The 13,424-nt window shown below is 69.3% G+C and carries 13 protein-coding genes and 2 pseudogenes; 5 read left to right on the top strand and 10 right to left on the bottom strand.

Translation table 11 applies throughout. The features are described from left to right. Positions 1-91 precede the first annotated feature (91 nt). Genes ACFXBC_RS02955 through ACFXBC_RS02945 form a run of 3 tightly spaced genes read right to left on the bottom strand, consistent with a single transcriptional unit; the run spans position 92 to position 3,238 of the window. A complete protein-coding gene (locus ACFXBC_RS02955; RefSeq protein WP_385017980.1) occupies positions 92-961 on the bottom strand; it encodes a carbohydrate ABC transporter permease in 870 nt (289 codons plus the stop codon). Then, on the bottom strand, positions 954-1,946 hold the full coding sequence (locus ACFXBC_RS02950; protein ID WP_385017978.1) for a carbohydrate ABC transporter permease: 993 nt from the start codon (positions 1,944-1,946) through the stop codon (positions 954-956). The genes ACFXBC_RS02955 and ACFXBC_RS02950 overlap by 8 nt, the downstream gene beginning before the upstream one ends. After that, on the bottom strand, positions 1,946-3,238 hold the full coding sequence (locus tag ACFXBC_RS02945; RefSeq protein ID WP_385017976.1) for an ABC transporter substrate-binding protein: 1,293 nt from the start codon (positions 3,236-3,238) through the stop codon (positions 1,946-1,948). The genes ACFXBC_RS02950 and ACFXBC_RS02945 overlap by 1 nt, the downstream gene beginning before the upstream one ends. A gap of 394 nt (positions 3,239-3,632) precedes the next feature. On the opposite strand from ACFXBC_RS02945, the gene ACFXBC_RS02940 reads away from it, so the two are divergent. Further along, positions 3,633-3,824, top strand: a complete 192-nt coding sequence (locus ACFXBC_RS02940; protein ID WP_385018136.1) for a hypothetical protein — start codon at positions 3,633-3,635, stop codon at positions 3,822-3,824. Here ACFXBC_RS02940 and ACFXBC_RS02935 read toward each other — a convergent pair. Together ACFXBC_RS02935 and ACFXBC_RS02930 are read right to left on the bottom strand one after the other, a co-directional pair. Next, positions 3,801-3,938, bottom strand: a pseudogene (locus tag ACFXBC_RS02935) (type I-E CRISPR-associated endonuclease Cas1); the annotation flags it as partial. The gene ACFXBC_RS02940 and the pseudogene ACFXBC_RS02935 sit on opposite strands and share 24 nt — an antisense overlap. Next, positions 3,937-4,317, bottom strand: a pseudogene (locus ACFXBC_RS02930) (CRISPR-associated endonuclease Cas3''); the annotation flags it as partial. The pseudogenes ACFXBC_RS02930 and ACFXBC_RS02935, both read right to left, overlap by 2 nt. A gap of 1,100 nt (positions 4,318-5,417) precedes the next feature. On the opposite strand from ACFXBC_RS02930, the gene ACFXBC_RS02925 reads away from it, so the two are divergent. Further along, positions 5,418-6,086, top strand: coding sequence for an SGNH/GDSL hydrolase family protein (locus ACFXBC_RS02925; RefSeq protein WP_385017974.1), 669 nt, complete (start codon positions 5,418-5,420; stop codon positions 6,084-6,086). A 142-nt stretch (positions 6,087-6,228) separates the two neighbouring features. Here ACFXBC_RS02925 and ACFXBC_RS02920 read toward each other — a convergent pair whose 3' ends face one another. Together ACFXBC_RS02920 and ACFXBC_RS02915 are read right to left on the bottom strand one after the other, a co-directional pair. Further along, entirely contained in the window at positions 6,229-6,468 is a 240-nt protein-coding gene (locus ACFXBC_RS02920; protein ID WP_385017972.1) for a DUF397 domain-containing protein, read from the bottom strand. Next, positions 6,465-7,307 (bottom strand): Scr1 family TA system antitoxin-like transcriptional regulator, encoded by an 843-nt coding sequence (locus tag ACFXBC_RS02915; RefSeq protein WP_385017970.1) that lies wholly within the window; start codon positions 7,305-7,307, stop codon positions 6,465-6,467. The genes ACFXBC_RS02920 and ACFXBC_RS02915 overlap by 4 nt, the downstream gene beginning before the upstream one ends. An 84-nt stretch (positions 7,308-7,391) precedes the next feature. Between ACFXBC_RS02915 and ACFXBC_RS02910 the strand changes: the two genes are divergently transcribed. Beyond that, on the top strand, positions 7,392-7,799 hold the full coding sequence (locus tag ACFXBC_RS02910; protein ID WP_385017968.1) for a hypothetical protein: 408 nt from the start codon (positions 7,392-7,394) through the stop codon (positions 7,797-7,799). A 65-nt stretch (positions 7,800-7,864) separates the two neighbouring features. On the opposite strand, the gene ACFXBC_RS02905 is transcribed toward ACFXBC_RS02910, so the two are convergent. Next, positions 7,865-10,273 (bottom strand): LPXTG cell wall anchor domain-containing protein, encoded by a 2,409-nt coding sequence (locus tag ACFXBC_RS02905; protein WP_385017966.1) that lies wholly within the window; start codon positions 10,271-10,273, stop codon positions 7,865-7,867. A 205-nt stretch (positions 10,274-10,478) separates the two neighbouring features. On the opposite strand from ACFXBC_RS02905, the gene ACFXBC_RS02900 reads away from it, so the two are divergent. Further along, positions 10,479-10,997 (top strand): hypothetical protein, encoded by a 519-nt coding sequence (locus ACFXBC_RS02900; RefSeq protein ID WP_385017964.1) that lies wholly within the window; start codon positions 10,479-10,481, stop codon positions 10,995-10,997. Between the two features lie 87 nt (positions 10,998-11,084). Then, positions 11,085-11,831, top strand: coding sequence for a pyridoxal 5'-phosphate synthase (locus tag ACFXBC_RS02895; protein ID WP_385017962.1), 747 nt, complete (start codon positions 11,085-11,087; stop codon positions 11,829-11,831). Here ACFXBC_RS02895 and lepB read toward each other — a convergent pair. Both lepB and ACFXBC_RS02885 read right to left on the bottom strand, forming a co-directional pair. Beyond that, complete coding sequence (gene lepB / locus ACFXBC_RS02890; RefSeq protein WP_385017960.1) at positions 11,729-12,460, bottom strand: signal peptidase I; 732 nt, start codon at positions 12,458-12,460, stop codon at positions 11,729-11,731. The two genes, ACFXBC_RS02895 and lepB, sit on opposite strands and share 103 nt — an antisense overlap. A gap of 80 nt (positions 12,461-12,540) precedes the next feature. Beyond that, positions 12,541-13,272 (bottom strand): GNAT family N-acetyltransferase, encoded by a 732-nt coding sequence (locus ACFXBC_RS02885; RefSeq protein ID WP_385017958.1) that lies wholly within the window; start codon positions 13,270-13,272, stop codon positions 12,541-12,543. Positions 13,273-13,424: the final 152 nt, after the last annotated feature.

Genomic DNA, 13,424 nt, shown 5'->3' with positions numbered 1-13,424 from the left:
GCGGGTCGCCCGGATGGTGCTGTCCCCCGGTGCGGGCGGGTCCACCCACGTCCTGCCCGTCGGACCCCGGCGCCCCGGGAGAGGAATCAGCTCACCCCTTCATCCCCGAGAACGCGATCCCCTGGATGAACTGCCGCTGCATCGCCACGAAGACCACGATCACCGGCAGCGTGGCCAGCAGGGACCCCGCCATCAGGACCGGGTACTCGGTCAGGTGCGCGCCCTGGAGGGTGGCCAGGCCGGCCGACAGGGGCATCTTGGCCGGGTCCGTGTTGACGATCAGGGGCCACATCAGGTCGTTCCAGGACCACAGGAAGGTGAGCACGCCCAGCGCCAGCAGGCCCGGCTTGGCCAGCGGCAGGGCCACTCGCCAGAAGACCGTGAAGGGGTTGGCGCCGTCCAGCTTCGCGGCCTCCTCCAGTTCCTCGGGCAGGCCCATGAAGAACTGCCGCAGCAGGAAGGTGCCGAAGGCGGAGAACATGCCGGGGACGACCAGCGCCTGCATGGAGTCCAGCCAGCCGAGGTCCTGCATGATCTGGTACTGCGGCAGCAGGAAGAGCTGCCCCGGCACCATCAGCACCGCCAGGAACCCGAGGAAGATCGCCCCGCGTCCGGGGAAGCGGATGCGGGCGAAGGCGTACGCGGCCATCGAGCACAGCAGCAGCTGCGCCCCGGTCCGCAGCAGCGCCATCACGGCGGTGTTCACGAACTGCCGCCCGAGCGGGACCGCGTCGAAGACCTTCGAGTAGTTCGACCAGTCCCAGTGCGAGGGCAGGATCGTCGGCGGTACCTGTACGGACTCGCCGAAGCTCTTGAAGGAGGTCAGCACCTCCCACAGCAGCGGGAAGACGGTGACCACTGCGCCCAGCGCGAGCAGGACGTGGGCGGGCCAGAGCCTGCCCTGACGGCTTCGGTTCCGGGCACGCTCGGAGCGCCCGGTGCTCCGCGTCGCCTCACGCATAGTGGACCCACCTCTTCTGCAACCGGAACTGGATGGCGGTCAGCGCCATGATCAGGACGAACAGCACACAGACGATCGCCGCGCCGTAGCCGCGCTGGTTGTCGAAGAACGCCTTCTGGAAGAAGAGCATCACGACCGTCTGGCCCTCGCTGTAGGCCGGGTTCTGCAGCGCGCCCGTCGTGTTGGCGCCGAGGATCAGATACACCAGGTCGAAGACCTGCAAGGACTGGATGATCGACAGCACGGTGGTGAAGAACAGCGTCGGGCTCAGCAGCGGCAGCGTGACCGAGAAGAACTGCCGGATCCGCCCCGCGCCGTCGAGCGACGCCGCCTCGTAGTAGTCGCCCGGGATGGACTGGAGTCCGGCGAGCAGCAGGATCATGTTGTAGCCGACGGTCATCCACACCCCGACGACAGCCACCGCGATACGGATGGTGTGCGGGTCCGACACCCAGTAGGTGCCGTGGATCCCGACCGTGGAGAGCGCGTGGTTGAGGATGCCGGAGTCGCCGTTGTAGAGCCAGCGCCAGACCACCGCGACCGCGGCGGGCATCGTGACCACCGGCAGGAAGTAGAAGGTGCGGTAGATACCGGTACCGGTCAGCCCCTTCAGGTTGAGCAGCACCGCGAGCACCATCGACAGCGGGATGCCGAGGAGCACCAGACCGGTGTAGATGCCGGTGTTGCCCAGGGACTGCCAGAACTCGGGGTCGTGCACCAGCGTCCGGTAGTTGGAGATCCCGATCCAGCTGGTCCCGCCGAAGGCGCCCCACTCGGTGAAGCTGTAGTACACCGTCTGCACCACGGGCCACAGGTAGAAGACCGCGAGGCCAAGACCGGCCGGGGCGATCAGCGCGTAACCCCACCACTTGTCCCGGTGCTGGAAGCGGCGCTCGCGGCGGCGCAGTTCCCGCTGGTCCAAGCCGTGGCCCTGGCCGGTGCTCTGCGCCGGTACGGCGGTTTTCGCACGCACATCGAGGCTCATCAGGACCTGCCCTTTCTCTCCTGTGCGAGCAGCTGGTTCATCGCGCTGGTCAGCGAGCTGGTGGCGCCCTTGAGGCTCTCGTCCCCGCTCCACGCCCTGGAGAGCCACATCTGTTCCTTGTGCGACCAGGCGGCGGTATTGGCGGAGCTGGGGTACGGCACCGAGTAGTCGAGCGCGTCCAGATGCACCTGGAGGTCGAACTTGGGCATCCCGGCGGCCCATGGCTTCGCGGTGCCGTTACGGGCCGGGATGGCCGTGCCGTACTTGCCCTGGAGCAGCGACGCCCGCTCGGTGCTGAGGAACTGGACGAACTCCTTGGCCAGCTCGGGGTGGGGCGTACGGGCATAGACGACGTTGGCCAGACCGTGCAGAACGGTGGCGCGGTGGCGCCCCCTGGGCATCGGCGCGACATCGATCTTGGCGCGCAGCTCGGGGTCGGCGTAGAAGGTCGCCGCGTTGTACGACGCCTCGTACGTCATGGCCAGCGTCCCGGACTGGAACATCTGGGTGGGGTCCGTGTCGGTCATCTGCTGGAGCGAGGGCGCGGCCTTGTAGCGGTGGATCAGGTCGATCCAGAACTGGAGGCCCTCGCGGGTGTGCTCGTCGGAGTACCCGGAGCGCGTCTTGTCCTTGGAGAGGACCCAGCCGCCGGCCTGCGGGATCGAGTTGTAGTAGTTCTCCTGCGCGCGCGCCGGGGCCCCGACGCCGTAGATCCCGCGCTTGCGGTCGGTGAGCCGCTGGGCGTTGTTGATCAGGTCCTGCCAGGTCCAGGAGGAGTCCGGATAGTCGACCTTGGCCCGGTCGAAGATCTCCTTGTTGAACCAGAGCGCGACCGTGTCGAAGTCCTTCGGGGCGCCGTACTGGGTGCCCTTCCAGCGGTAGAGCGAGACCAGGTCGGACGGGAAGTCGGACGGGTGCAGTACGGCGTCGGAGCCGCTGGTCTCCAGCGGGAGCAGCTGCCCGGCATCGGCGTAGAGGCCGAAGTTCGGCCCGTTCATCCAGAAGACGTCGGGAGCGGAGCCACCGGTGCACGCGGTGCGCAGTTTGGTCCAGTACGTCCCGTTCGGTGTCAGCTGGACGTCGATCTTCACGCCCGGACGGGTGCGCTCGAACTCGCGCGCGGCCCGTTGCATGGCGGGCATCTGGTAAATGTCCCAGACGCCGTAGGTGAGACGGCCGCGCCGGGAGCCGCCGCCCGAGGAGGCCGACGAGGACGAGGAGCTACAGCCGGCCGCGAGCGGGGCCGCCGCTAGCGTGGCGGCGGCCGCGGTGAGGAGGGAACGTCTACGCACGCGGAACCTTCCTGGGGGTGGAGCTTCCGTCTCACCACGCGGGAGAGGCCATGAAGCCGACGGAGGTCGTCTCGTGGGGGACGTCGCCCCACAACCGGATGGTCGGACGCTATTTGCTCAAAGTTGATGGGTCAATGGCTCTTCCAAGCATCTTTACGCATTCGAGGCCATCGGAAACCCCTCCAGAACGCCCCTGGCACCCCTTCACCCGACCCCCTCCGATGCCACAACACGGCTACCACGCAACGGGATTGACTACCCTCCGGAATGGGTAGGAGACTCCACCGGGTGACCGAAAAGTCCTGAATGTTCTCGCAGGTAATTTTGGGGGTCGAGCAGGAACGAAGGGCGCCTCGAAGGGGACATCGCCGTCGGCGGCACGGGCGCGGCTGACGTGACCGCCTTCTCCGCGGCCGACGCGCGCGGCCCGCTCGCCCGCCTCCAGGCCACGTACGGCGCCGGGCAGACCGGGCAGCAGGAACTCCAGTCTCAGCCGGATGCGCTCGAACCGGTCCGCAAGCGGATCTTCTCCGAGAAGGTCTCCACCCGGGTCGAACTCGCCTCCTGCGCCGGGATTGTCGGGTAACAGCAGATTTTTGATGTCGTTCACGCAGCGGTCGAGGAGTCCGGTCGAATGGATACGGTCGCGCAGCTGGCGGCGGGTGCGCGGGCCGACGTCCTGCTCATCTTCGGCTGCGATCGGGCGCCACTCCATGATGGCCACCCGGTACCACCGCGAACTGCCCCGACTGCCTGACAGCCCAGCCGTGCCGCTCCTTCAGCCAGTCCCCCAGCAGCACCTGTCCAGCCAGGCCATGAGGAGACATCCGACGATCTGGCCCGAACTGCCGATGAGTCCGCATCTCCAGGCCCTAGTCCCGCATACGATCAGCAAGCTGGTCCACCTGGCACGCAAACGCCGACGTCGCCTTCCCGATGTCATGAACCGCGGCCAGCCACACCATCAACCGGCGGGCATCCGCCAACCCGCCCGGTAGAGCCTCCGCCACCAGCCGCCGCACATTCGCAGGAACCCAGCGGTCCCACAACAACCCAGCCCCCGCACCGCTGTCTGCCATGTGCCGCCACAGCGGCAGCCACCCTTTCGCATCCTGATCATGCTTAGCCCACACCGAACGCACCGGTCCCGTGAGCCGACTCCCAAGCCCCCACCCCGGACTCCGCCTCAGCCGTCATGAGAGCTGGATAGCAGGTAAATCACACGTCAATACGGCCTTATGCAGAAATCGACCCAGCAGAACCGACACCGGATCTCGCCCACGAAGGCTGTATCAACCAGCCCCGAACGACCCCCACACCACGGATTAACCGCAAATGGTCGCAATGTGCGCTATGCCGGAATTCTTGAAACTGCTCAAGAACAGCACCTCGCGAAGATAACGTCGCACGTCAGACAGTCTGCTCCCCGCGTCCGCGGGGATGTTCCCGCCTCCAGGCGCTCGATGTACCCGGCGCGTTCCTGCTCCCCGCGCCCGCGGGGATGGCCCCGAGTACGTCGCCGGAAAGGCGTTGCCCCGCCCCTGTTCCCGCGCCCCGCGGGGATGGCCCCCGGCGCATATCGCAACTGATGCGAACTCGCGTCACCGTGTGCCGCATTGGTCAGGCAGCGCCGGAAAGCCGTTGATCAGCAGGTGGACGGTTCTCCAGGGCCTGATGGGACGGCTGTTCTGCGACTACACCGCCACCCAGCTCGCCGCCGAGGCGGGAGGAACCTGGCGCGCCACTATCCACCCGCGACCACACACGGTGATACCAGCGCCTCAACGACCCAGGAATAGGCGTCAGTCGATTACGCGAGGTCGCCCGTTTCACAACAGACCCCCGCGGTTCGCGGGGACTCAGCCGTGGCGGATTCGACGGACCACTCCAAGAGAAGCGCGGGCGGAGTTCGCGTACCGGGCCGCGGTCTTCTCGTCATCCATGCCGAAGACCTCGGCGCGTTGGAGAGGGCCGGAGTTGAGACCTGTAAAGCCTCCTCCTGGCTGATCGGCGGTTTGACCAGGGGCGATCGGGCAGCGGAGCCGTGGTGTCGGCGGCATGTCGGGCGGCTGTCGGCCCCATGTCGGTGGGGGCTGGCACCTTTCGAGATGACCTGGCGGGTGCCCATACGGCTGTGGGTTCCCGCCTTCCTCTCCTCATCCGAGTCCAAGGAGCGCACATGACGATCACTCTCCGACCGGGAAGCACCGTGATGTTCACCGGCGATTCGATCACCGACTGCCAACGGCTGGACAGCGAAGACGGTCTCGGGTTCGGCTACCCGCTGCGCATCGCGGGCGAATGGGGATTCCGGCACCCGGACCGCCCCGTGACCTGGCTGAACACCGGGGTTGGCGGCCACAAGGTGATGGACCTCGAAGCCCGCTGGCAGACCGACGTACTCGACGCGCGCCCGGACGTGGTGTCGATCCTTGTCGGGGTCAACGACATGGGCTGGCACACGCTGGACCCGAAGGGGTACGTGATCACCGTGGAGGAGTTCGAAGCGGGTTATGACCGTCTGCTCGCGCCCCTCGCCGAGACAGGTACGGACCTGATCCTCATCGAACCGTTCCTCCTGCCGATCCACGGCGTCGTCGAGGCCGGGGCCGGACACGCATTCATCGGAGATGAAGAACGGAAGGAATGGCGCACCGACCTGGACCCGAAGATCCAGGTCGTGCGCAAGCTCGCCCGCAAGTACGGCGCGCATCTGCTCAAGGCCGACGGTATGTTCGCCGAACTCGCCGCGACGACCGGGCCGGAGCACTGGGCCGCGGACGGCGTACACCCGACGCCGGCCGGTCACGCCGCACTCGCGGCGGCCTGGCTGCGCCTGGTCGCATGACCGGGCCTCGCGATCACCCGCGCCCCCGGCGACCGCGAGGAGCTTCGCCGGCCCAACCCGGGTGCCTAATCATGTGACCCCGGGTACGCCGAAGGGCGCCGCCGGAGTGGCGGCGCCCCACAACGTGCGCTTGTGACGAGGGTCAGACCGGCAACTGCTCCAGGAACGCCGTCCAGGAGGCCGGGGCGACCGTGAAGGTCGGGCCGTCCGGGACCTTGGAGTCACGGAGGTGCACGGCACGGGGGTGGGCTGCGACCTCTACGCAGTTGCCGCCCTCGTTGCCGCTGTAGCTCGACTTGCGCCAGTCACAGGCGACCTCGATGCACGCCCCGCCCTCGTTGTTGCTGTAGCTGCTCTTGAACCAGGCCAGTTCGGCGCTCATAGCTGATCCGCCATCCTCTCGATCAGTTCTGCGGACTCCCACGGCGTGAGCGACTGGGCCCGCAACTTTCCGAAGCGGTCGATAAGTTGGTTGACCTGCTGCGGCTTGGAGATCAACGTACCTCCGACCTGACCCTCGTCGTACCCCCAATTGCGGCCGTCCGGAGTACTCGCCAATTGAAACGGACCGGTCAGGCCCGCGTGCGCAGTCCGCCCCGTGGGCATCACCTGCACCATTAGGTGGTTCATCGTCTGCATGCACTCCAGTACGTGCAGCAACTGGTTGCGCAGCACCGTCTTCCCGCCGATGGGCCGCTGGAGTACCGACTCCTCAATGACGTACGCGACGATCGGCAACGGGTCCCGGCTCAGCACCGCCTGCCGTTCCAGTCGGGCTTCCACATGCTTCTGGATCTCGGCCTCGGAGAACTGCGGAACGCGTTCCTCGTACAGCGCCTGGATGTACTCCTCGGTCTGGAGCAGACCCGGAAAAAACATGTTCTCGTACGCACTGATGCTGGACGCGATCTTCTCCAGCCGTACCCACCCCACGAACGTACGCGGGTACTTCTCGTCGTCCATCAGCGCGATGCACGACCGCAGCGCGCCCCGCGCGTCCAGCACCGCGTCGGCGTCCTGGAGGAAGCTCGACGTCGGGATGCGCTCGCCCCGTTCGTACGCGCCCGCCAGCGACTCCGAGATGAGCAGCCGGTCCCCCACGTCCTGCCTCGTCAGCCCCGCCCGCGAGCGGAAGTTCTTGATCAGGTCCCCCACGTGCTTGCGTGCCGGGGACGGCTCCGCCGTGGTCGTTTTCGCGTCACTCGACTTGCTGGTTGCCACAAGATCACCCTGCCTTTCCACATCGTCCCGATGTGCACCGAGTTCCTCTGGTCACGCTACGCATTCGTGCCGATGCTTGGAGGCATGACCAGTGAAAATCTCCCCGATTGGGTACCGGCTTCGGGCCACCAACTCCGGCTCACCGGAATCCACTTCGACGCCATCCGGCTCCGAGGGGTGCGCGGTGAGGCCGTACTGCACCATCTCGCCACGCTCACGGACGGGGCGCCGGGGCCCGTCGTACGGGAAGTCTGCGGGGGCCGGTGGACGTACTTCCTGATTCCGCCCGGGTCCTCGTACGACTTCGACTGGCCGCCGGGGGCCACCTGCTTCGGGCCCGCCGCGCGCGACCAGTACGTCGGGATCCCCGCCGCACACGGCAACACGTATCCGCTGCACTGGCGGTGCGATCCGCCCGTGGAGGGGAAGTTCGTGGATCCGGAACTGCTGCACGCGGTGGTCACCGCTCAGCTGTGCCGGGAGCCGGAATAGCGGGCACACGCGGACGCGCCCCGCCCGGAGACGATCCCGGACGGGGCGCTGTGGCGGTGCGGCGGTCAGCCGTTGGTGTGGCGCCTGCGCCACCAGACCAGTGCGCCGCCTGCGGCCAGGAGCAGTACGGCGATCCCGGCGATGGCGAGGACCTGGGTCCCGGTGTCGGCCAGGCCGCCGCTGTCGCCCCTGCCTGCCGGGGCGGACGGGTTCTGGTGTCCGTTCGGCGGGGCGGACGGCGGGACCGGCGCGTGCGAGGCCGGGCTGCTGGGCTCACCGGTGGGCGGGCCCGAGTGGGTGGGTGTGGGGGTGGGCGTGCTGCCGCCCCCACCTCCGGTGCGGGTCAGGCCGTCGCCGCCGAGCAGAAGCAGACGGTCGTTCTCGGCGCTGTCCGAGAGGGCCTGCGCGCTGATCTTGGCGGACCTGGGCAGATAGCGGTGCTCGGTCTTGAACTGCACCGGGCTGACGTTCTTCCTGGGCGCCTTGGAGAAGTCGACGCCGCCCATGACGCAGGTCTTCTGCTGCCCGGCGAACTCGCACGGGTAGCTGTAGTCGCCCTTGGTGAAGGACGTCACGTAGTCGTCGTACGTCTTCTTCGGCGTCCACGAGGCGTTGGGGCTGCGCAGCGGCCAGCGCTTCACGTCATTGCTGTTGATGATCGCGTGGTACTCCGAGGGCGTCTTCGTGTTCTTCGCGTCCTGCTGGCGTACGTACTCGGCGGCCACCCGCGCACTGTAGACGCGGCGCAGATCGGCGTACTCCGGTGCGGTGTTGACCTTCTTCTCGATGTCCGGGGTGATGGTCTGCCGGGCCAGGTCGGCGGCGGTCTTCTGCTGCTCCTTCGTCAGGTGGCAGTCACCGTTCGGGCTCGGGGTCCTGAAGTTGATCTCCAGCGTGTTGACCTTCAGCGGGGTGTCGAGGATGTAGAGGCCGTTGTCGTCGGCGCGGACCTTGGCCTGCTGGGGCACGATCCAGTTGCGGAGCCCGGTGCCGCACTGGAGGCCGGCGGCCCGCATGGCGGCCCAGTACTTCTTGCCGAGGCCCTGGCGCGGGTCCAGGTCCTTCGCGTAGTCGTGCTTCATCTGGAGGTCGGCCTGGAGCAGCACCCGCCCGGCGTCGGTCCTGCCGAATGTCGGGTCCATGATCTTGTCGGGCTGGTCCGGGTTGAGGTTGACCCAGAACTTGTCCGGGGTCAGCGCCAGCCAGGCGAAGAAGCTGTCCGAGATGAGCTGCGCCTTGGCCTTGCCGCCCCAGCCGTACCGGGACGACTCGTCCTGGACCTTGTCGGCGGAGAACGCGTACGGCAGGCCCTTGCCGGACGTGCCCGGCTTGCCGACGTAGGCGAGGTCGAGCGTGGAGAAGTCGACTCCGCCGGGGCCGCGTACGCCGGTGCCCCGGGGGCCACTGGCGCTGACGCGCCTGAGCTGGTCGGCCATGTCCTTCGGAGTCGCCGGGGACTGGTCGACCGTACGGGAGGCGCCGCCGGCGGCCCGGTTGCTGCCGCCCGCGGCGAAGTTCGGGTCGCTCCTGGTCACGCCCTTGACGGCCTTGTACTGCGGGAGGCTCTCGGAGCGGTGCTCGTAGGCGGTGACCCGGGGGCGACCGCGGTCGTCCATCCCGGCCTGGTTGCCCAGCCGTTGGAGGTACCTCGACGTGGCGGAGTCCTTCGACTCGCCGTTGACATAGGTGACGCGGGCGTTGCGGCGCCGGGGGTCCTCCAGGAACGCCTTGTTGGCCGCGTCCTGGCCGGTGTCCCGGCCGGGTCCCGCCTTGAACTCGACGTACTTGTCCTGCTTGTAGTTCACGGCGTCGAACTTGCGGACCATCGGCTTCGTCCGGCCGGTCTTGGGGTCCTTCACCATGATGGTCTTGCCGTTCTTGTCCTTGACCTCGATCTCCTCGTTGCACAGCCAGTCCGGGCCGAGCAGCCCGAGGTCCTTGACGGCCTTCTGCTCGAAGGACGACCCGCGTTTGTTGTTGTTGTTCGGCAGGATCCACGCGTCGGACAGCCACTTCTCGAAGCTGCCGTAGCGGGTGTCCTTCCAGGACTTCTTCACCATGTAGTCGCGGTACTGCGCGAAGACCCGGTCCGGGGTGTTCTGCCCGTACTGTTTGTAGGGCTTGAGCCCTTCGAGGAACTGCCGCTGCTCCTCGGGTGAGCCCTTCAGCGTGAGGCCGTCCATGGCCTGGCGCGGGGCGTCGAAGTCGTACGAGTCCCAGTACCGCTTGTCGCGGACGTGGATGTTCTGGTCCCACGGCTGGACCGGGTTCTCGCTGCCGTCGATCCCGTACTTCTCGTCGCAGCGCTTGCCCTTGTCGGCGTAGGCGGTGCCGGACAGCTGGGGCAGTCCGACGACCGCGAGGACACCGGCGGTGGCCAGGGCGAGCGTGGTGCGTGCGAGGGAGCGGTGGCGCCTGGGTTTGGTGTCGGTGTCGGTACGTGGGCGGTGGTGCGCGGGTATGAGTCGGTTCACTGTGGGTTCTCCGACGGGAGCCCGGACATGGATGTGCGCGCGGCGCCAAGGGCCCCCGTTGACATGTATGGCGCCGCCGAAGGGCCGACAGTAGCCCTCGCGGCGCACAGGAGTCGCACAGTTTCCCGGGCGTGCCATCGGTCAACTCCCTTTGCACACAGGATCGTTACAAGGGGCGGGCCGGACGCTCGTAGGCTCTGTCCGCATGGATGCGATCGACACTCCCGAATGGGCCGACAACCCCCGGCTCCGCGCGTGGCTGGCCGCTCAGGAGGGGGCCTTCCCCGCGTGGTCGGCCGGGCACGGCGGCGGCTGGGACTTCACGCCCGGCTCCCTGGACCGGCTCGAAGCGCTCGTACGCGCCCGCTTCACCACCTGGCAGGAGGCGGACGCGGCCCGCGAATCGGAGCTGCTCCAGGTGGCGTCCTGGTATCTCGGCGAGGTCCAGGTGCGGCACTGCGGGGCGCGGTGGCGCTGCGACCCGGACGAGCCGGACCGGCCGCCGGTCGCGGGCGGGTACCCGCTGGTGACGGTCGCCCGTACGGAGCTGAGCGAGGCGGAGCAGGAGCTGCTGGCCCGCGAGGAGGAAGAGGAGGGCGACCCGACGCCGGTGGTGGACCCGGCCGCCCGGATCCGGGCGCTCTTCACGACGCCGGACAGCCACTTGCGTGAAGTGGTCGGCTGGTTCGAGGACTTCCGGGGGTGGCTGGCCGGGGAGGCGTGAGGCGAGACCGGGGAGACGTGAGGGCGGGGAGGCAGACGTGAGAGCGGGGGCGCGGGGTGGCCGGAGGGGCACCCAGCCGGGCCCACAATGGCGTTCATGAACCCCACCTCCTCCGCCGCCGAGGACGCCGCCTTCACGGACTTCCTGCACACGCTGCGGGTCTGGGACCTGCCGGAGCTGCCGGAGTTCGACCCGGACACCGCGCCCGCCGCGCCCCTGCCGCTCTTCCGGGAGTGGCTGCGCTCCGCCGCGGCGGCCGGTCAGCCCGAGCCGCACGTCATGACCCTGGCCACCGTCGACGCGGACGGCCGTCCCGACGTACGGACCCTGATGCTGCACGGCGCGGACGCCCGCGGCTGGCACTTCGCCTCGCACTCGGGGAGCGCCAAGGGCCGCCAGCTGGCCGCCTGTCCGGAGGCCGCGCTCGGCTTCTACTGGCCCGCGCAGGCCCGGCAGGTCCGGGTGCGCGGTCGGGTGACGGCGGCCCCGGCGGCGGAGAGCCAGGCCGATCTGCACGGCCGCTCGACCGGGGCGCTGGCCGCTGCGCTCACCGGGCGGATGAGTGGCGTACTGGGGTCGCTCGACGAGCTGGAGCGCGCGTCGGCCACCGCCTGGGAACGGGCCCGGGCGGAACCGGAGGCGCCGGTACCGAGCTGGACCCGGTATGTCCTGGACCCGGCCGAGGTGGAGTTCTTCCAGGGCGACGCGCGGCGCCGCCATGTCCGGCTGCGCTACCGGCGTACGGAGGGGCGCTCCGCATCGCCCGAGGAGAGCCGTGAGACGAGCCGGGACGAGAGCCGGTCGGACTGGGTGCGCGAGCTGCTCTGGCCGTAGGGCGTCACCGCGGCCAGCCTGCGCCGGCGCACCACCCGGCCCGCGAGCCCGAACCCGGCGCCGGCCAGCGCGAGCAGCGTGCCGGCGAGGAGGCTCAGGGTGAGCAGCAGCGTCATCGCCGGGTTGGCGATGATCCGGCCCCGGACCGCCCGCACCGGGAGGGTGCCCGACGCGTCGGCCAGGAACTGCCGGGAGTCCTCCGCGTCGGCGCGGTTGTCGCCGAGGGTGAACATCCGGCCGTGCGGCACGAGGACGTCGTACGCATCGGACGCGCCCTCGTCACCGTCGTTGAGGTACGGCTCGTCCAGCGGGGAGCCGTTGAGGACCAGCTGCTTGCCGTCGAAGACGAGATGGTCGCCGCCGAGCGCGATGACGCGCTGGAGGACGTCGGCGCCGTCGTAGCGGTCCGGGGTGCGGTAGAGGACCACGTCGCCGTGGTGCAGCCCGCCGCCGTCGTTCTTCTCGATGGCCACCCGGTCGCCCTTGGCGTACGCCGGAACCATCGAGTCACTGGTCACGCTGACCGACTCGTACCCACGGAATCCCCAGAAGGCGGCGACGGCCAGGAGCACCATGCCCAGACCACCCAATACCCACCCAGTGACCGTCAGTCCACGCCCAGCGCGCATACCGGACCTCCTTCGTCATCTGTTCCTGCGTACGGACCTCCGGGATCGTTACCGGACGGACACGGGGTGCGGCCGCCCGGTCACTCCCGCCCCGGGTGGGGGTCCCGGTCCGGGCCGGGGCGGGGGCCGGGGCCGGGGCCGGGGCCGGGGGTGGGGGTGGGGGCTGAGCCGGAGTGGGGGTCCGGGTTCGGGTCGGGGGCTGGGACCGGGCCGGGGCGGGGGTCTGGGCCGGGGCGGGGGTCGGGGTCGGGGTCGGGGTACGGATCCGTCGCGAGCCGGGCGTGCAGATGCGCGTCGCGGTAGGTGCCGGGCCGCTGGGCCTGGTGCATCCCGTCGCGCCGGGTGCCCTCGTACGCGTAACCGCAGCGCTCCGCGACCCGGCAGGATGCGGTGTGCTCGACGGCGTGGCCGAGTTCGATGCGGTGAATCCCGTGCTGCTCGAAGGCCCAGCGGGTGCACAGCTCAAGCGCGCGGCGGGCGATGCCCCGGCCGCGCAGCCCCGGCGCGACCCAGTAACCGACCGAGGCCCGGCACATGTGCCGGTCGATCCCTGACAGCCCGACCCCGCCGACGACCACGCCGCCCTCGACGACGGCGTACTGCGCCAGCTCCCCGCGCTGCCACCCGGCAGCACGGTTCCGGATCGCGGCGCGGGCACCGGCCAGATCGGTGACGGGGAGCAGCGGGGTGTTCCAGCGCAGGTACTCGGGGTCGGTGACGCCACGCAGCAGCGCCTCGGCATCCGCGTCCTCCCAGGCCCGGAGTTCCAGGCCGAGGCCGTGCACCTCCGGCTGCGTCTGTATGTCGGTCATGCGGCTATTCAACACGCGGGGGGCGGGAGGGGTTTCCGGGGGGAGGGGGCGCGGGGGGGGGGGGGGGGCCCCCCCCCCCCCCCCCGCCCGCCCGCCCCCCCCCCCCCCCCCCGCCCCCCCGGGCACCGGGACAGCCCGACTGACAGTGACAC

It is taken from the genome of Streptomyces sp. NPDC059398 (genome assembly GCF_042751845.1).
Taxonomy (GTDB): domain Bacteria; phylum Actinomycetota; class Actinomycetes; order Streptomycetales; family Streptomycetaceae; genus Streptomyces.
The sequence above is the reverse complement of the archived record's forward strand: the minus strand, read 5'-3'. Positions and strand labels throughout refer to the sequence as shown.